General features: G+C 59.1%; 18 protein-coding genes. 13 read left to right on the top strand and 5 right to left on the bottom strand.

The genetic code is table 11. From position 1 onward, the window contains the following. Positions 1–16 precede the first annotated feature (16 nt). The 5 genes from ACP15S_RS14650 to ACP15S_RS14630 all read left to right on the top strand — a co-directional run bounded on the left by ACP15S_RS14650 (position 17) and on the right by ACP15S_RS14630 (position 3,896). Positions 17–1,255: a bifunctional folylpolyglutamate synthase/dihydrofolate synthase gene (locus ACP15S_RS14650; protein WP_425040914.1), complete on the top strand. Its 1,239-nt coding sequence runs from the start codon at positions 17–19 to the stop codon at positions 1,253–1,255. A 6-nt stretch (positions 1,256–1,261) separates the two neighbouring features. Then, entirely contained in the window at positions 1,262–2,050 is a 789-nt protein-coding gene (locus ACP15S_RS14645; protein ID WP_425040380.1) for an exodeoxyribonuclease III, read from the top strand. An 87-nt stretch (positions 2,051–2,137) separates the two neighbouring features. Beyond that, positions 2,138–3,049, top strand: a complete 912-nt coding sequence (locus tag ACP15S_RS14640) for a tetratricopeptide repeat protein (RefSeq protein ID WP_425040379.1) — start codon at positions 2,138–2,140, stop codon at positions 3,047–3,049. A 26-nt stretch (positions 3,050–3,075) separates the two neighbouring features. Then, positions 3,076–3,717: an LON peptidase substrate-binding domain-containing protein gene (locus tag ACP15S_RS14635; RefSeq protein WP_425040378.1), complete on the top strand. Its 642-nt coding sequence runs from the start codon at positions 3,076–3,078 to the stop codon at positions 3,715–3,717. A gap of 23 nt (positions 3,718–3,740) precedes the next feature. Beyond that, positions 3,741–3,896, top strand: coding sequence for a Trm112 family protein (locus tag ACP15S_RS14630; RefSeq protein ID WP_425040913.1), 156 nt, complete (start codon positions 3,741–3,743; stop codon positions 3,894–3,896). A 98-nt stretch (positions 3,897–3,994) separates the two neighbouring features. Here ACP15S_RS14630 and ACP15S_RS14625 read toward each other — a convergent pair whose 3' ends face one another. From ACP15S_RS14625 to ACP15S_RS14615, 3 genes are all read right to left on the bottom strand, one after another. Then, complete coding sequence (locus ACP15S_RS14625) at positions 3,995–4,750, bottom strand: hypothetical protein (protein WP_425040377.1); 756 nt, start codon at positions 4,748–4,750, stop codon at positions 3,995–3,997. A gap of 439 nt (positions 4,751–5,189) precedes the next feature. After that, the gene (locus tag ACP15S_RS14620) at positions 5,190–5,477 is read right to left on the bottom strand and encodes an HU family DNA-binding protein (RefSeq protein ID WP_425040376.1); all 288 of its coding nucleotides are present in this window, start codon (positions 5,475–5,477) and stop codon (positions 5,190–5,192) included. Positions 5,478–5,624: 147 nt separating this feature from the next. Beyond that, positions 5,625–7,106, bottom strand: a complete 1,482-nt coding sequence (locus ACP15S_RS14615; protein WP_425040375.1) for an AMP nucleosidase — start codon at positions 7,104–7,106, stop codon at positions 5,625–5,627. A 62-nt stretch (positions 7,107–7,168) separates the two neighbouring features. Here ACP15S_RS14615 and ACP15S_RS14610 point away from each other — a divergent pair, with 62 nt between their 5' ends. Then, positions 7,169–7,615: a VOC family protein gene (locus ACP15S_RS14610; RefSeq protein WP_425040374.1), complete on the top strand. Its 447-nt coding sequence runs from the start codon at positions 7,169–7,171 to the stop codon at positions 7,613–7,615. Then, positions 7,612–8,367: a class II aldolase and adducin N-terminal domain-containing protein gene (locus ACP15S_RS14605; RefSeq protein WP_425040373.1), complete on the top strand. Its 756-nt coding sequence runs from the start codon at positions 7,612–7,614 to the stop codon at positions 8,365–8,367. Before ACP15S_RS14610 ends, ACP15S_RS14605 begins: the two co-directional genes overlap by 4 nt. Before the next feature lie 6 nt (positions 8,368–8,373). On the opposite strand, the gene ACP15S_RS14600 is transcribed toward ACP15S_RS14605, so the two are convergent. Continuing rightward, positions 8,374–9,003, bottom strand: coding sequence for a class I SAM-dependent DNA methyltransferase (locus tag ACP15S_RS14600; RefSeq protein WP_425040372.1), 630 nt, complete (start codon positions 9,001–9,003; stop codon positions 8,374–8,376). On the opposite strand from ACP15S_RS14600, the gene ACP15S_RS14595 reads away from it, so the two are divergent. From ACP15S_RS14595 to ACP15S_RS14570, 6 genes are all read left to right on the top strand, one after another. Next, positions 9,002–9,931 (top strand): SDR family oxidoreductase, encoded by a 930-nt coding sequence (locus ACP15S_RS14595; RefSeq protein ID WP_425040371.1) that lies wholly within the window; start codon positions 9,002–9,004, stop codon positions 9,929–9,931. The two genes, ACP15S_RS14600 and ACP15S_RS14595, sit on opposite strands and share 2 nt — an antisense overlap. Positions 9,932–10,081: 150 nt before the next feature. After that, on the top strand, positions 10,082–11,101 hold the full coding sequence (locus tag ACP15S_RS14590; RefSeq protein WP_425040370.1) for a substrate-binding domain-containing protein: 1,020 nt from the start codon (positions 10,082–10,084) through the stop codon (positions 11,099–11,101). A 154-nt stretch (positions 11,102–11,255) separates the two neighbouring features. Beyond that, positions 11,256–12,326: an ABC transporter permease gene (locus ACP15S_RS14585; RefSeq protein ID WP_425040369.1), complete on the top strand. Its 1,071-nt coding sequence runs from the start codon at positions 11,256–11,258 to the stop codon at positions 12,324–12,326. A 198-nt stretch (positions 12,327–12,524) separates the two neighbouring features. Then, positions 12,525–13,301, top strand: coding sequence for an ATP-binding cassette domain-containing protein (locus ACP15S_RS14580; RefSeq protein WP_425040368.1), 777 nt, complete (start codon positions 12,525–12,527; stop codon positions 13,299–13,301). Between the two features lie 325 nt (positions 13,302–13,626). Further along, positions 13,627–15,291 carry a calcium-binding protein gene (locus tag ACP15S_RS14575; RefSeq protein WP_425040367.1) on the top strand — a complete coding sequence of 555 codons (1,665 nt, stop codon included), beginning with the start codon at positions 13,627–13,629 and terminating at the stop codon, positions 15,289–15,291. A 100-nt stretch (positions 15,292–15,391) separates the two neighbouring features. Beyond that, positions 15,392–17,053, top strand: a complete 1,662-nt coding sequence (locus tag ACP15S_RS14570) for a calcium-binding protein (protein WP_425040366.1) — start codon at positions 15,392–15,394, stop codon at positions 17,051–17,053. A gap of 4 nt (positions 17,054–17,057) precedes the next feature. Here ACP15S_RS14570 and ACP15S_RS14565 read toward each other — a convergent pair whose 3' ends face one another. After that, complete coding sequence (locus tag ACP15S_RS14565; protein ID WP_425040365.1) at positions 17,058–17,396, bottom strand: carboxymuconolactone decarboxylase family protein; 339 nt, start codon at positions 17,394–17,396, stop codon at positions 17,058–17,060. Between the last annotated feature and the right edge of the window lie 2 nt (positions 17,397–17,398).

Genomic DNA, 17,398 nt, shown 5'->3' with positions numbered 1-17,398 from the left:
CGTCATCCTGGAGCGGATGATGGCCCTGCACCCCAAGATCATTGACCTCACGCTCGACCGGGTGTGGCGCTTGCTAGAGTTGTTGGGCAATCCCCAAGAGGCTTTGCCGCCTGTAATCCATATCGCGGGCACCAACGGCAAGGGATCCACCCAGGCCATGCTGCGCGCCGGTCTGGAAGCCGCCGGTCACAAGGTGCATGCCTACACCTCTCCGCATCTGGCCCGGTTTCACGAGCGGATCCGCCTCGCGGGCGTCCTGATTACCGAGGACGACCTGACGGCCGTGCTGGATGAATGCTACGCCGCCAACGGCGGGGAGCCGATCACTTATTTCGAGATCACAACCTGTGCCGCCCTGCTCGCCTTCTCGCGCACGCCAGCGGATTATCTGCTGCTGGAAGTTGGACTCGGCGGGCGTCTGGATTGCACAAATGTCGTCGAGCAGCCCGCGATGACCGTCATCACGCCTGTCTCGATGGATCATGAGCAGTTTCTGGGCGACACATTGCCCAAGATTGCGGGCGAAAAAGCGGGCATCCTCAAACGCGGCGTGCCTTGTATCGTTGGCCCGCAGGACGATGCCGCGATGGACGTGATCGAAGACCGCGCAGCACGGCTCAACGCGCCGGTCATAGCCTACGGTCAGCATTGGCACGTGACAGAAGAAAACGGTCGACTGGTCTATCAGGATGAATCCGGCTTGCTGGATTTGCCGCTGCCCAATTTGCCCGGACGCCATCAGATCGAGAATGCAGGCGCGGCTTTGGCCGTCTTGCGCGCCTTGGGAGAGGGCGACGCAGCTTTTGAGGGAGCAGTCCGCAATGCCTATTGGCCCGCACGGATGCAGAAGCTCAAGGAAGGGCCTTTGATCGAGGCCGCCGGCGCAGCAGAGCTCTGGCTCGATGGCGGCCACAACCCGGCGGCGGGCAAAGCGCTGGCCTGGCACTTGGCCACCCTGCCGGAGAGACCAACCTACATGATCTGCGGCATGCTCAATACCAAGGACGCCACGGGCTATATGCGCCCTTTCGCCGGTCAGGTACGCAAGCTGTTCGGCGTCTCAATCCCAGGCGAAGCCAACACACTCTCCGCCGAACAAACGGTGGCTTTCGCGGAAACCGGAGGCCTTTCGGCAGAGCCTGCACAAAGCGTCGAGGCCGCGCTGGCCACGATCCTTGCCGAGGATCCGCATGCCCGTGTTCTCATCTGCGGTTCGCTCTATCTTGCCGGTCACATCCTTCGTTCAAACGGATAAACACCCATGCCCTTCACGCTTGCCACCTGGAACATCAACTCCGTCCGCTTGCGCGAGGCGCTTGTTGCACGCTTGCTGTCTGAAGAAGCCCCCGATGTTCTGTGTTTGCAGGAATGCAAAAGCCCGGTGGAGAAAATCCCGACGGAGCAATTCAAAGCTCTGGGCTATACGCATATGGTTGCGCGTGGGCAGAAGGGCTACAACGGCGTGGCCATCCTGTCCAAATTACCAATGCAGGACGCAGGGGACCGTGACTTCGCTTCCCTAGGCCATGCCCGCCATGTGGCCGGGCAATTGGAAAACGGCATCACCATTCACAATTTCTACGTGCCCGCAGGTGGCGACAAGCCTGATCGCACAATCAATGAGAAGTTCGGCCAGAAGCTCGACTACCTGACAGAGATGCGCGACTGGTTTCACGCAGAGGCGCCGCAAAAATCCATCCTTGTGGGCGATCTCAATATCGCGCCGCGCGAAGATGACGTATGGAACCACAAGCAACTGCTCAAAGTTGTCTCCCATACTCCCATCGAGGTCGACCATCTGGCACAGACACAAGACGCTGGCGGCTGGGTCGATGTCACGCGGCAGGACATTCCCGAAGGCAACCTCTATTCATGGTGGTCCTACCGCTCTCCCGATTGGGACACGGCAGACAAAGGCCGCAGGCTTGACCACATCTGGGCCACTCAGGACATCTCCAACGCCGCCCACGGCTCGCGCATTTTGCGCCCCGTCCGCGGATGGGAGCAACCCTCAGATCATGCCCCGGTCTTCGCAAGTTTTGATCTTTGACACATGCCGCGCGGCCAACGGCCCCTTTAAACCGGGGGCCGCACGGGTCATATAAGCATCAACTCATTCATGAAGGAGGAACCTGATATGGACCTCAACCTGAACTCCGGCCCGGCCGCAGATGACCTGATCAAAGATGTTTCAGAAGCGCAGTTCATGGCCGATGTCGTGGATGCGTCAATGCAGACGCCAGTGATCGTGGATTTCTGGGCCCCCTGGTGCGGCCCCTGCAAAACGCTGGGCCCCATGCTCGAAGACGCCGTCAAAAAGGCCAAGGGCGCCGTGAAAATGGCGAAGGTCAATGTGGATGAGGCGCAGATGATCGCCGGTCAGTTGCGCGTGCAATCAATCCCCATGGTCTATGCGTTCTGGCAAGGCCAGCCCATCGATGGCTTTCAAGGCGCTGTTCCGCAATCCGAGATCAACTCCTTCGTTGACCGTGTTGTGCAAACCGCGGGGGGCGATGCTTCGGGCGGCCTTGATGAGGCGTTGGAAGCTGCCGAGGAAATGCTGGAAGCTGGCGCCGTTGCCGATGCTGCTCAAACATTCGCTGCTATCCTTGGCGAGGATCCGAACAATGCCCGCGCCTACGGGGGCATGGCCCAGGCGCATATGGCTCTTGGGGATCTGGAGCAGGCCGAGGCGATCCTCAATGGCGCTCCCGCCGAGATCAGCGGCGCTCGTGAAATCGAAGCCGCTTTCGCACAGCTGGATCTGGCCAAGAAAGCGGCGGACGCCGGCCCCGTCGCTGATCTGACGGCGGCCGTGGAGGCTGATCCAGACAACCACCAAGCGCGGTTCGACCTTGCTCAAGCGCTCTATGCGGCTGGTGAGGGCGAGGCGGCCATCAATCACTTGCTCGAACTGTTTCGCAGGGATCGTGAATGGAATGACGGTGCCGCGCGCGCCGAACTCTTCACGATTTTTGACGCGCTCAAACCAAATGATCCCTTGGTGCTCAACGGGCGGCGCAAATTAAGTTCAATGATATTTGCCTGACACTCTCGGCAAGCTACTTGTAGCGCATGAACAAGATGGTCGATCTGCCTGACACGCTTCCCGTGTTTCCGCTGCCCGGAGCGCTGCTTTTGCCGCGCGCCCGCTTGCCACTGCATATTTTTGAGCCGCGCTATTTGGCGATGATCGAGGATTGCCTGAAAACGCCGGAGCGCCTGATCGGGATGGTGCAGCCTAACCCGCGGCCCAACAACGAAAAAGCTCTGCATGCCATTGGCTGCGCAGGACGTCTGACACAGTTTTCCGAAACGGAAGACGGACGCTACATGGTCACGCTCGGGGGGGTCTCCCGATTTCGGATTTCGCAAGAGATCGAAGGCTTTACGCCCTACCGTCGCTGCAATGTGACGTGGGACGCGTTCGAGCGCGATCTGGGCGCAACGGAGACTGACAAGGTCTTTAACCGCGAAAGCTTCATGAAGCTGCTCGGTCGCTATTTCGAAGCGCGCGAATTGTCCGCCGATTGGGAAACGCTGCAATCCGCGGATGATGAATTACTGGTCAATTCGCTGTCGATGCTCCTGGAGTTTGAGCCGGAAGACAAACAGGCCCTGCTCGAAGCGCCGTCCCTCTCGACACGCCGCGAAACCCTTGTCACACTGATAGAATTCAGCCTGCGCGGCGGCGACACCGAGGAAATCATACAGTGAGCACGCATACCTTTGACCCCCAAATGCTCGAAGCGCTCATTTGCCCCAAAACCCACGCGACGCTTCAGTATGACGCCGAGAAACAGGAACTTGTCTCTGAGGCGGCGGGCCTTGCCTTTCCTATCCGCGATGGCATCCCTTTGATGCTTCTGGATGAAGCCCGCCCGTTGGACGATTGATCCTTCCCGGCAATGCCAATCTACACCGCAGCGATAAAATAAGGGGCCCCGAGGGACCCCCAAAAGTTTTTGCTCGATATGTTCTTGCTTTTGTTAAGTCAGAGGGCCGGGATCGTAATGAGCATTCCTGCGGATAGATCCTCCGGTGTCGTCAGGCTTTGCGCATTCTCTGCCAGAATGGCGCGATGCGCACTTGCATCGCCGTAGAACAAGACAGCCAGACCGGCCAGTGAATCCGTGGGTTGAATGCGGTAGATGAAGCTTTGCGTGATAGGGCGCACGCGATCTGAATTGGCGCGTTCCGGGATCAAAGATGCCAAAACCGCGTTCACATCCAGCGTGCCCGCAGCCGTGTAGACCTCAGCGCCCAGCGAGACTTCCCCAGTCTCCATACCGTCTTGCACTAAGCGCGCCAAATCGATGTCCGACAGCCCGCTGCGCGCGGCTTCTGCCAGCCGGTCCTGGAAAGTGACAGGCGTTGGGCGCACAGGCGCGGCAACTGGCGCAGCAGCGGAAACAGGAGCCGGAACAGATGCCTCTTGCTGCGCAGGCTGCGCATCGGTTGGGGCCTGGCGCAATTCCTGCAAGATCTTTGCCGTCATCGCAGCAACTTTGTCTTGCGGGTCGGCGAGGATCTCAGATGCGCCCTCTCGTGCAACGGACGGCGTTTCGACGGGCACTGTGCGTGCACCCAGCGGTGCCAAGCTGGCGGACACGCCACTATCGGTTCGCGTCACGCTCTGAGCGGGGATAGGATCGCTCGCAAAGCCCGCAGGCCGATCGGACGGCTGCATGGCCAACAAAACGATTGTGACAACCAAGAAAGCAGAAGCCAGAAGCAACGAGCGGATCATGATCGATCTCCTACCGTCGCCATCGCGCGCATTTGTTTCATGTTTTCCCCCAACTTCATCCGTCCCGCATCTAGACAAACCCGTCTCATATAGGGGAGCTACGCATGAATTAACGCGATATATAGCGGGGAGAATGCGAGTCCGTCAACAAGCCTTGCCCTGCGGCGGGCCTTTTCTCAGGGCCTGATTTTCGGAGCCAAACGGCAGCATTCAAAATGCATTGGCGTGAGAAAGCCTGCGCATGCATCTTCGAAAATGCCTGGCGCACGTCTCCATGGCTCCTGACAACCCCTTCCTCTTGCCTCAAATGTCCCGGGGACGGCCCGTCAGGGCCGGGGACACAGCCCCTCAAAGCATCCAGCGCGCGCCAGCGGCGCGCACAACAAAAAAGGGCCGCTAGAAAAGCGACCCTTTTACACTTTGGAAGACGATACCGTCTTCAGCCGTTTGCGCTGTCTTTCAGCGCCTTGGCGATTGTGACCTTCACAACCTTGTCGGCTTCTTTCTTGAATTGCTCGCCTGTCGCGGGGTTGCGCACCATGCGCTCGGGGCGCTCGCGGAGGTAGAATTTGCCAACACCGGGAAGTGTCACTGCGCCACCGCCCGACACTTCGCGTGTGATCAGGCCGCAGATGGCGTCCAGCGCGCCGCCAGCGGCTTTTTTGTCCGTGCCCATTTCCTCTGCCAGAGCGGCGACAAGTTGGGTCTTGGTCATTGGTTTCGACATGGGTGTCTCCTGTTTACTGCCCAACCCTTGGGCCTCATGCACGTAATTTAACGCTATGTGGGATATCTACACAACAAATTGTAGCTGCTGACAAGCGTCATACATGCGTTTTCCCGCAGGAAATCGCATGTTTCGCCCCGAAATCTCCTAAAGGAAGGCTGTTTCGTCGAAGGCGCGGAGTTTTCGGCTGTGAATGCGCTCGAGCGGCATCTCCCTCAAACGCTCCATTGCGCGGATGCCTATCATAAGATGTCGGGCCACCTGGGTCTTGTAGAAATCGCTGGCCATACCCGGCAACTTCAACTCCCCATGCAGGGGTTTGTCGGACACACAGAGCAGCGTGCCATAGGGCACACGAAACCGAAAGCCGTTCGCCGCAATCGTGGCGCTTTCCATATCAAGTGCCACGGCACGCGATTGGCTCAGACGTTGCACAGGACCGTGCTGATCACGCAGCTCCCAATTGCGATTGTCGACAGAGGCGACCGTGCCTGTGCGCATGATACGTTTCAGATCATACCCTTCCAACTGCGTGACGGATGCAACGGCCTGCTCAAGGGCGATCTGAATTTCCGCCAGAGCCGGAATTGGAACCCAGGCGGGCAGATCGTCATCCAGAACGCGGTCTTCTCGCAAGTAGGCATGAGCGAGCACGAAATCACCCAAAGACTGCGAATTGCGCAACCCTGCACAATGGCCCACCATCACCCAGGCATGGGGCCGCAGCACAGCGATATGATCCGTCGCTGTTTTGGCATTTGACGGCCCGACACCGATATTGACGAGCGTAATCCCGGACCCATCCGCGCGCTTGAGATGATAGGTCGGCATCTGTGGCTGTTTCTCGCTCGCGGGCAGCGGCGCATCCGGGGTCGTGATTTCGACATTACCGGTGCTCACAAAGCTGGTGTAGCCGCTCTCGGGATCCGCCAGAACCTCGCGCGCATAGGCCTCGAATTCGGACACGTAGAACTGGTAGTTGGTAAACAGAACATGGTTCTGAAAATGCCCCGGATCTGTTGCCGTGTAATGCGACAGGCGCGCGAGCGAATAATCGACCCGCTGGGCTGTAAACGGCGCAAGCGGTTCGTAGCCCTCCAGCTCATGGGGGCGCGTGCCATTGACGATGTCATCATTCGTTGTCGAAAGATCCGGTACGTCGAAGACATCGCGCAACGTGAAATGCCCGGCGCCCTCCTGTGGCACCGAAATATTCTGCGAAGCCACGGCAAAGTGCACAGGGATAGGCGTATCAGAGACGCCAATGCGCACGGGCACCTTATGGTTCTCCATCAACAGCGTGAGCTGCTGGATCAGGTAGTTCTCAAACAGCTTCGGATGCGTGACCGTTGTCGCATGCGTGCCCGGCGCGGAGACATGACCGAAGCTCAAGCGGCTATCGACCTGTGCGAAGGTAGCGGTGGTCAGCCGGATTTCAGGATAGAAGGCACGGATGCGTGTTCCCGGCGCGCCGTCCCGCAGGGCCTTCTGGAAATGATCACACAAAAACCGGGTGGCGCCATCATAGAGCTCACACAAACGCGCCACGGCCGCCGCCGGATCGGTAAAGAACTCTTCCGGGGCGAGTTCAGGGGTTTGTACGGCCATGCGCGGGGCGTGCGGTGTCATCTATTGTGTCCTTTTGCCTGAGACGTTGACAGCTTGCTGCGGGGAGTTCAACCATATGACGCATGGATTATGAGACGATCTCCGCCGAGGATTTTGGCGCCAGCCTGCGCGGTCTTGGCTTGAACCTGCTGGTGCGCGATGTGGCGCGCGAGGTCACCTTTCTGACGCAGGTCTTGGGCATGAAGGCCCATCGCGTGAGCGCTGATTTCGCCATACTGGCCTACGGCTCAGACCTCATGCAGCTGCACGCTGATCCGACCTATGCCAGCCATCCATTACACGATGTGTTGCCCGAGGTGCCGCCGCGTGGCGCAGGCGCGTCGCTGCATGCTTTCGAAACTGACCCCGATGAGGCAGAAGCACAGGCAGAGGCCGCGGGCGGGATGGTTTTGCAAAGCGCGACGAACAAGCCGCACGGGCTGCGCGAGGCCTGCCTTCTGAGCCCCATGGGCTATGCCTGGCTGCCCAGCCGCCCCCTAACAGATGAAGAACGAAAGGCCCTGTCATGAGTGTTACACAGCTGCAGCCGAATATGGAGCATTGGGCCGAACGCGTTGATCTGGCCGCAGCCTTCCGCTGGACCGAACGGCTCAATATGCACGAGGGCGTCTCCAATCACTTCTCGCTCTCGATCAACGAGGACGGTACGCAATTCCTGATGAACCCCAATCAGGTGCATTTCAGCCGCATCAAGGCTTCTGACCTGATCATCGTCGATGCCAATGACCCGGCTTCGCTTGAAGGCCCCGATGCGCCAGACCCGACCGCATGGGGTCTGCACGGCGGCATTCATCGCCATTGCCGCCACGCACGTTGCGCGATGCATGTGCATTCTGTTCACGCGACAGTGCTCGCCTGTCTACAGGACAAATTGCTGCCGCCGCTCGATCAGAACGCGGCAATGTTTTATGAACGTCAGGTCGTTGATGACAGCTATGGCGGCTTGGCCTTTGAAGAAGAAGGCGCGCGCTGCGCCGCGCTTCTGGCAGACCCAAAACACTTCGTCATGGTTATGGGCAATCATGGCATCATGGTTATTGGCGATACCGTCGCGCAGACATTCAACCGGATGTACTTCTTCGAGCGCGCCTGCGAGGTCTACATCCGGGCTTTGCAGACCGGGCAACCCCTGTCGATCCTGCCCCATGAGATCGCTGCAAAAACCGCCGATGAAATCCAGAACTATCCCGAGCAGGACATTCGTCATCTCTCGGAACTGAAGGCCGTTTTGGATGCGGAAGGCTCTGACTACGCCAGCTGAGCAGCACTAGCCCGCGCGGGTCAAACACACGAGCCATGCCCGATCTGCGGCATGCGCGCCGCTGGCCTGTGGGCCGTAGATCGCGATGTCTTCTTTTTCCGTGGCCGCAATACGTGTTCCCAAACGGTCCAATGTGGCGCCAAATCCCTGGGCCTCCCAATGTACGGCATTGACCGAGAAAACCACATGGCCGCCCGGTGCAATGACGCGCAGCACCTCTTCCAAAGCATCCGGGCCCACATGACCATTTGTGAAGGTCCCTGCGCTGACAGCACCGGCATATGCGGCATCCGGCACGTTCAGCGCTTGCGTGAGATCGCTTTCAAAAAGACGCCGGTAGCATCCGCGCGCCGCGGCAACATCCAGCATCTCGCGGGAAATGTCTGTCCCATCGACGGCCTCTACGCCGAGCGCCTTCAACCACTGCCCCACAAGCCCGGTCCCGGCGCCGAGATCAAGCACAGGCCCCGCGCCGCCACGGGCTGCGTATTGCCGCGCAACGGCCTCCGGCAGGCGGTAATCCGAGGCATCGGCAAAATCCGCATCATAGGTCTCGGCCCAATCCGCATAGAGGCGTTTTGAATCCTCTGGGGTTTGCAGCGCATATGCGTTTTTCAGGCCGGGCGTCTTGTCCATGGAGGCATTGAAACGGCTTTGCTGCGCTCTTGCAACCTGCGCGGCCAGGCATCAAACTTGCGGCATGACCCAGAAAACTCTGCTTTCCATTGGCCATGGCTATACCGCACAAGCTCTGGCGCGCCGCTTGTTGCCAGACGGCTGGCGCATCATCGGGACCACGCGGGATCCTGAGCGCGCTCAGGCGCTGACATCCGACCATGTCGAGATGCATGTCTATCCGGGCAGCGATCTGACACCTCTTCTGGCCCAGGCCAGCCATGTCCTGAGCTCCGCTGGCGCAACGGAGGAGGGTGATCCCGTGGTCAGTGATATCGGCGCGCAGCTCGCCGAAGCACAGCATCTCGAATGGGTGGGCTATCTCTCAACCACGGGTGTTTACGGCGACTACGGCGGCGATTGGGTTGACGAAACAACGCCGCTGTCGCCCAGCACCAAGCGCGGTCAAATGCGGCTGGCGGCTGAGCAGGATTGGTCCGGCATCCCGGGCTTGCCCGTCCACATCTTCCGGCTCGCTGGCATTTACGGCCCTGGGCGCGGACCCTTTGCCAAAGTGCGCAACGGGACGGCTCGGCGCATCATAAAAGCCGGTCAGGTCTTCTCGCGCATTCATGTCGAAGATATCGCGCAGGTGCTGGCCGCCTCCATTGCCAAACCCAATCCGGGGCAGGCCTACAACGTCTGCGACGATGATCCCGCACCGCCGCAAGACGTGCTCGCCTATGCCGCGGAGCTTCTGGATATGCCGCCGCCTCCTGAAACAGCGTTTGAGACTGCTGACCTATCCCCCATGGCGCGCAGTTTTTATGCCGAAAACAAGCGCGTGCGGAATGATCGGATCAAAGATGAGTTGGGCGTAGAGCTCCTCTATCCAGACTACCGCGCAGGCTTGCGCGCCCTTCTCGCGCTGGAGACAAGCGCACCGTAGACGCCCACGCAGGCCACCCCTTTTTTGACGCCACGCACCGCACGCTCGGATGTGCAAGTATCGGATTCTCTTGGCTTGTTGACCTTACGGCACCAGAGGTGCAGGGTTAGGTCTGACGAGTCGCAAAGGCTCGCTTAACGGGAGGAAATCATGAAAAAACTACTCGCTGGCACAGCGATCGCACTCGCATCTCTTAGTGGCTCCGCCGCCTTGGCCGCAGGCCATGGCACAACGGTTTGTTTGATTACCAAAACCGACACGAACCCCTTCTTCGTCAAAATGAAAGAAGGTGCGGAAGCCAAAGCAGAAGAGCTCGGCATGACGCTGAAATCCTTTGCGGGCAAGATCGATGGCGACCATGAGACACAGGTTCAGGCGATTGAAACCTGCATCCTCGATGGCGCCAAAGGGATCCTGATCACCGCATCAGACACATCCTCCATCGTTCCTGCGGTCCGGCAGGCGCGCGATGCAGGCATTCTCGTCATTGCGCTCGACACACCGCTGACCCCCATTGACGCCGCTGACGCGACCTTCGCGACGGACAATTTCCTCGCCGGCGAGCTCATCGGCAAATGGGCTGCGGGCACTGTGGGCGATACATCCTCCGCCAAGATCGGCATGATGAACATCAACGTCTCACAACCCACCGTGGGCGTGCTGCGCAACCAGGGCTTCCTGACGGGATTCGGCGTCGAGCTGGGTGACCCCAACAAATGGGGTGATGAAAGCGATCCTCGTATCATCAACAACGAAGTCACAAACGCCAACGAAGAAGGCGGGCGCAAGTCCATGGAAAACCTTCTGACCATGGATGACGGCGTGAACGTACTCTACACGATCAACGAGCCCGCCGCCGCCGGCGCTCATGAGACGCTGAAAGACTTCGGCAAGGTTGATGACGTCGTCGTGGTCTCGGTCGACGGCGGTTGCCCGGGTGTCCAAGCGGTTGCAGATGGCGCGCTTGGCGCGACGTCCCAGCAATACCCGCTCCTGATGGCAGCGTTGGGTGTTGAAGCCGTCAAGACATGGGCGGACACAGGCGCCAAGCCCGAGAACACGCCCGGCAAAGACTTCTTTGACACAGGCGTGGCCCTCGTGACCGACAACCCCGTTGATGGCGTTCCGTCCATTTCTTCGGCCGAAGGTCTCGAACTCTGCTGGGGTTGAGCTGAACACAACAAGACCTCGAGGGGCGCGCATGATGCGCCCCTCACCGTTTTGCAAGCGCTGCACGGCCTTTCTGGGCCGGCGCGACCCGCGTCGCAGCGCAAGCGACTTCTGATGGAGCAGGGTGCGGCGCGAACCGCGCGGGGAGGACATCATGTCAACCAGTTCATCTGGCAAGGAATTCGAAGACGGCCTGAAAGGCACGGAAGAAAAAGTCGCCGAGTTTGACGATCCGCACAAAGGCCTGGTCGGGCGTCTGCAACACGCTTTGCATGTCAATCCCGCCCTTGTGCCGCTCATCGTTCTTGTGACCTCGATTGTCCTGTTTGGCATGCTGATCGGGCAACGGTTCTTCTCGCCTTTCGCCATGACTTTGATCCTGCAACAGGTGCAGATCGTGGGCATCGTGGCTGCGGCGCAATCGCTTGTCATCCTGACGGCGGGCATCGATCTCAGCGTCGGCGCCATCATGGTGCTCTCGTCCGTTGTGATGGGTCAATTCGTCTTCCGCTATGGCATGCCCGTGGAGGTGGCGATCCTCGCGGGGCTGTCGGTCGGAATGATCTGCGGGCTCATCAATGGCTGGCTGGTGGCCTACATGAAGCTGCCCCCGTTCATCGTGACGCTTGGCATGTGGCAGATCGTGCTGGCCGCGAATTTCCTGTATTCCGCCAACGAGACCATTCGCAGCGCGGATATCGAAGAGGTCGCACCGCTTCTGCAAATCTTCGGCACAAAGTTTCAGGTAGGCGGCGCAACGCTCACACTCGGGGTCATCTTCATGCTGATCCTGATCTTCACACTGGCCTATGCGCTCAAACACACGGCCTGGGGGCGGCATGTTTATGCTGTAGGGGATGACCCGGATGCAGCCGAGCTTGCGGGTGTGAATGTCAAAAAGACATTGATCTCCGTCTATCTGCTCTCTGGCCTCATCTGCGCCTTTGCCGGTTGGGCCATGGTGGGGCGGATCGGCTCCATCTCGCCCACCGTCGGACAACTCGCCAACATCGAAAGCATCACCGCCGTGGTGATTGGTGGCATCTCACTCTTTGGCGGGCGTGGCTCTATCCTTGGCGCACTCTTCGGAGCGCTGATTGTGGGCGTCTTTACGCTGGGCCTCAGGCTGCTCGGCGCCGATGCGCAATGGACATTCCTGCTGATCGGCTTGCTGATTATTGCAGCGGTCGCCGTGGACCAATGGATCCGGAAGGTCGCATCATGAAGACGCATGGCAAGGTCCACCCTCTCAGTGATGCAAGCATCACTTGCCGGGTCCGCGGCAGGGCCGCGTTGGACCAATGGATCCGGAAGGTCGCATCATGAAGACGCACAGCAAGGTCCACCCTCTCAGTGATGCAAGCATCACTTGCCGGGTCCACGGTAAAGCCGCGTTGGACAAATGGAATAGAAAGGTCGAGACATGACCGCGCCCATCCTCAGTGCAAAGAACCTCGTGAAACGATATGGCAAGGTGACGGCCCTCGATCATTGTGATTTCGAGCTCTACCCGAGCGAGATCCTCGCGGTCATCGGCGACAATGGCGCCGGTAAATCCTCCTTGATCAAAGCAGTCTCTGGCGCCGTGATCCCGGATGAAGGCGAGGTCTATCTTGAGGGCAAGAAGGTTGCGTTTTCCTCACCGATCGAAGCGCGCAATGCGGGCATCGAGACGGTCTACCAGACGCTCGCGATGTCCCCTGCCCTTTCGATCACAGACAACATGTTCATGGGGCGCGAATTGCGCAAACCCGGGATCATGGGCAAATGGTTTCGAAAGCTGGACCGGGCCGCGATGGAGAAATTCGCCCGAGAGAAGCTCTCGGAGCTGGGTCTCATGACGATCCAGAACATCAATCAGGCCGTAGAAACCCTGTCAGGCGGTCAGCGTCAGGGCGTGGCCGTGGCCCGCGCGGCGGCCTTTGGCTCAAAGGTCATCATTCTGGACGAACCCACCGCCGCGCTTGGCGTCAAGGAAAGCCGCCGGGTCCTCGAACTGATCCAGGACGTGAAGGCGCGTGGCATTCCGATCATCCTGATCAGCCACAACATGCCGCATGTTTTTGAAGTGGCCGACAGGATTCATATCCACCGTCTGGGCAAGCGGCTCTGCGTTATTGATCCCAAAGAGCACTCCATGTCTGACGCTGTGGCGTACATGACGGGTGCTGCGGTACCGGAAAACGCCGAGATGGCGTGATACCTGCTGGCGCTGGGTCACACTTGCACAACTTGGCGATCTGAGCACGTGCGCCCGCGCGCCACACCGCTGCGTGACATGCCCCGTTCTCCCCCCTTAGGGCGAGCAACGCCTGCCCCTGCAACCGCGTGGCGGCACCCAAGGCGTCGTGACAAATCGCAGGCAGAAAAAACGCATTGCGATCCTTGTTTTTGATCAAATAAATCCCTGCGGCCCCATCATGTGTGATTTGATTAACAGACCTGCGTAGCGCCGAGCACCTATTGCAAAAGCAATCCTGTTCACCGGCATCACGCTGAATTAAATCAAGTCCAAGGGCCTATTCATGACCGATCTTATCACCGGAACACTTACCACCACGCAAAGCGTCAGCGATGGCAGCACAACTCTTGTTGTCAGCACGGCCGTTGTGTCGCTCGAAAATCTGGCCAACGCCATTTCCATCGGCACCGGTGCGGCCACCTCAAATCTGATTGTCTCGGGCATCGTCGCCTCCGAAAACGGCACCGCCATCCGCGCGGGCGAAAATGATATCGTGACGATCACGCAAACGGGCCAGATTTTGGGAACGGCAAACGGCAGCGAAGGCATCTTTTTGGGAGGGGGGAATACTATCGCGACTGTGAGTGGGTTTGTCGAGGCGGCTGACATCCCGATCTTCAGTTTCGGCGGCGCCAGCGATGAGACAGATCGCGTGACCATCACGACAACCGGCGTTGTGCAGGTCGCGTCAGACCGCGATTCCAATGGCTTCAGCGCGGCCGTCGGTATGTCAGGGTCAACCGGCACAACGACGATCCTCGAAAACTACGGCACGATCATGGGAACAGAAGCTGCGCTCACCGGGTTCAACACCGCTGTTTCCAACGCGAGCTTCTCCTTTGACGCACCGCGTTTCTTGAACCCTGATACGATGATCGAGATGCAGTTCACCAATGGAGGCATCGTGATCGGGGATGTCCTGCTGCTGGGTGGCGAAGACAGCATAACGAACTTCGGTAGCGTCGATGGCAGTGTCTTTTTGGGCAACGAGAACGATCGCTACGACGGACGCGGTGGTCTTGTGACAGGCTTCATCCAAGGCGAAAATGGCAACGACACGCTCATTGGCGGCGCTCAAACGGACAACATGACGGGCGGTGAGAACAGCGATCTGTTGTTTGGCCGCGATGGCGACGACCTGCTTTCCGGCGATGGTGGCACGGACACGATCAATGGTGGCGGCGGCAATGACGATCTCTTCGGTGGCAACAGCGCAGACCGGATCTCCGGCGGCTCCGGCGACGACATCATCAACGGCGACAGCGGCACGGATGAGCTCTACGGCAACAGTGGCGATGATACGATCCTCGGCGGCACGGCAAACGATACGATCTCTGGCGGCTCCGGCGACGATGATCTGCGCGGCGGGAACAACGCCGATGAAATAGGCGGCGGCTCCGGCAACGACACGATCCGGGGCGAAAGCGGCTCGGATGTCATGCGCGGAGGCTCCGGCAATGATGCCATGTCCGGCTCAAGCGGCAATGACGAGATGGACGGCGGCTCCGGCGATGATCGTTTGTTCGGAGGCAGCAACAACGACACGCTGGAGGGCACACTTGGCAATGATTTCCTCGATGGCGGCTCTGGCAATGACAGCATCCGCGGCGGATCTGACAATGACACGATCAAAGGCGGCACCGGGCGCGATACGCTCTCGGGCGGCGAAGGCAATGACATCTTCGTATTCACCAGCGCCGCCGAGAGCGCCAACAGCAACCAGCGCGACACGATCATCGACTTCGTCGCGACGATTGATCAAATCGACCTGTCTGAAATCGCCGACGGTTTGACCTTCGTCGAAAGCTACACCGGCGCGGGCAATGAAGTGCGCTACAATGATACGATCGGGCGGCTGTATATCACCACAGACACCGATGCCGCTTCAGAATTCTCTCTCGATATTGGTGCCTTCTCGGGCCTGACCGAGGACGATCTGATCCTCTGAGCTCAGACATAACCCTCCCTCCGGGCGCGGGCTTGAGCGCGCCCGGGGGGCCAAACAAACAGCGCTCAAACCAAGAGCCGCACTTGGATAGGGACACACCATGGCATTTGAAATTTTATCCACCAATCGTTTTGCGCAATATGAAATCGACAGTAACGATACCGTCACGCTGCTCGAGGGTGTCACGCTTGCGACAAACGCCGACGCTTTCGTTCCACGGGACTCGATCCCAACGCTCAACAACGTCACCCTAAATATCCTAGGCACAATCGTGTCGGAGGGTGACGCCTTTGACTTTTTCGTTGGGATCAGTGCGGGCGGCTTGACCAACTTGACGATCAACATCGCCAGAACTGCCAAGATTTTAAGCAGTAATGAAGCTATCGTTACCCAGGATGGGGCAAATCAGCGAATTACAAATTATGGCGAGATTTTTGCAGACGTATCCGGCATTTATTTTGAGGGAACCACTGGCAGCTATATTGAGAACCATGGCTATATTTCATCTCAGACCCACTCTGGCGTCTATGCAATTGGTGTCGCTGACCTGATCCCAATCATCAACACCGGCACAATTGTCGGCATCGGTAGTTCATTCATTACAGCCGGTGTTCTTGGCCAAAACGTGGATATTCAAAACAGCGGCACGATTATCGGGCGTGAGGGCATTGCGGTATATGTAGATTCTACGTCTAGCGTGACCAATTCCGGACTGATCCAAGGTGATGTTCTATCCGATACTGGCAGCCCCATCACAGTCGCCAACTCAGGCACGATCACCGGCGATGTGATCCTGAGTAATCAGGGGGACAGCTACACCGCCACCGGCGATGGCTCGGCCCGCTCGATCCAGATGCTTGACGGCAATGACACGGTCCTCGCGGGCAATGTCGATGACAATGTCTTTGGCGGCGCGGGCGCGGATTCTCTCGTGGGTCGCGATGGCGATGACACAATGCAGGGCGAGGCGGGCAACGATACGATGCGCGGCGGCGCGGGCAATGACGATCTTTATGGCGGCGATGACCGCGACGAGATCCACGGCGGCTCCGGCGATGATTACATTGAAGGCGGCAATGGCTCCGATATCCTCAACGGCAACAGCGGCGATGATGTGATCTTCGGCGATGTCGCGCTTGATACGATCAATGGCGGCTCGGGGGACGATACGCTCAATGGCGGTGCCAATGACGATGAAGTGGCGGGCGGCTCGGGCGACGATCTCATTCGCGGCGAGGGCGGCTCTGATGAGCTGCGCGGCGGCGCGGGGGATGACACGCTTTCCGGCTCCACCGGTGATGACACCATAGACGCGGGCTCGGGCAATGACCGGATCTTCGGCGGCGCGAACAATGACGTGATTTCCGGCTCGCTGGGAGATGATTTCATCGACGCCGGTTCGGGCAGTGACAGCATTCGCGGCGGCTCGGGAGACGACACGATCGACAGCGGCTCGGGCCGCGACACGATCTCGGGCGGCAATGGCGCGGATGTCTTTGTTTTCAATTCAGCTGGCGACAGCCCCAACAGCTCCACACGCGACACGATCACTGACTTTACCGCAGGCGAGGACATTATTGATCTGTCTGGCTTCGCGGGCACGCTGACGTTCGTGTCGAGCTATACCGGTGCGGGCAACGAGGTCCGCTACAACGATTTCATCGGCCGGCTCTATATCAGCACCGATACCGACGCCGCCTCCGAGTTCACGCTGAACGTCGGTGCCGGAGCGGGGCTCACCGAGGATGACCTGATCCTGTAAAGCCCTACTCTGCGGAGAACACCTCAAACGCCTTCAGCGCCTTGGCGCTGTAGGCATAAGACGGGCCGCCGCCCATATAGGTCGCCATGGCAAGCGCTTCGCAAAGCTCATCACGGGTGATCCCCAACCGGATCAGCGCCTTGACGTGAAAGCCGATGCAGCTGTCACAGCGCGTGGCAATAGCGATGCCAAGCGCCATCAGCTCCTTGGTCTTCTCATCAAGCGCTCCGCTCTTTTTCGCAGCGCCGCCCATCTGGTTGAAGCCTTTGACCGTCTCCGGCATCTCCCGCGACAGCGCCGTGATATTGGCGACGGTCTCGTCCATGAAGTCGTTCCAGTCCATGT

Origin of the sequence: Primorskyibacter sp. S187A (assembly GCF_049800955.1) — a bacterium.
GTDB lineage: Bacteria > Pseudomonadota > Alphaproteobacteria > Rhodobacterales > Rhodobacteraceae > JAKVBH01.
This window is presented reverse-complemented; position numbering and strand designations above follow the sequence as displayed.